At 41.9% G+C, this 776-nt stretch carries 1 protein-coding gene and 1 pseudogene; both read right to left on the bottom strand.

The annotated features are described in order from the left end of the window. Window positions 1–384, bottom strand: a 384-nt coding sequence (locus SM447_RS29240) for an alanine:cation symporter family protein (RefSeq protein ID WP_474576096.1), incomplete at its 3' end; no start/stop codon positions are given. Window positions 385–469: 85 nt separating this feature from the next. Then, a pseudogene (locus tag SM447_RS29235) lies at window positions 470–776 on the bottom strand (tRNA (guanosine(37)-N1)-methyltransferase TrmD); the annotation flags it as partial.

Here is a 776-nt window from a genome sequence, read left to right as displayed (position 1 = left end):
TCCCCGGCTATCCGTACCCCGATACATAATAGCTAATGTGCAAGTAAAAAATTTGGTTCCCATACCAACAAGTGCACTAACCCACATCCAAAAAATTGCTCCTGGACCGCCTATACTAATTGCTACAGCAACTCCTGCAATATTCCCCATACCTATGGTTGTGGATAATGCCGTAGTCAATGCTGCAAAGTGGTTTATTTCTCCTGGGGCGTCAGGGTCATCATATCGTCCTCTAAGCACATTAATAGCGTGTCCCAAGTACCGAAATGGCAAAAAGCGCGAAAGGATTAATAAATACAACCCTCCTCCGATAAGTAACACCAAAAGTGGTAGTCCCCAAACAAAAGAGGACAATTCTGAAAGGAATTGATCGATATAGGTCATATGTAAATGTAGTAAAAAAGTATGTAGTTACAGAACGCAACCTACTTCATTTCACTAGTAACACACGAATTCTTTGCCTGTTGCTCTAAGAATCCAACAGATCTGGTCGTCGCTCTTTGGTGCGCTCATAAGCTTGATCCTCTCTCCATGCCTCTATCTTCGGAAAATTGCCTGAGGTAAGCACCTCTGGAACCTTCCACCCTTTGTAATCTGCTGGTCTTGTATAAATAGGAGGTGCTAACAAATTATCCTGAAAAGAATCGGTCAATGCAGAAGTTTCATTACCTAACACTCCAGGGATCAATCGAATTATAGTATCACACAAAATCATAGCACCTAACTCTCCTCCAGACAAAACGTAATCACCCACAGAAATCTCTTTGGTCACAAAA

The sequence above is a fragment of the Micromonospora aridisoli genome (genome assembly GCF_056150025.1).
This window is presented reverse-complemented; position numbering and strand designations above follow the sequence as displayed.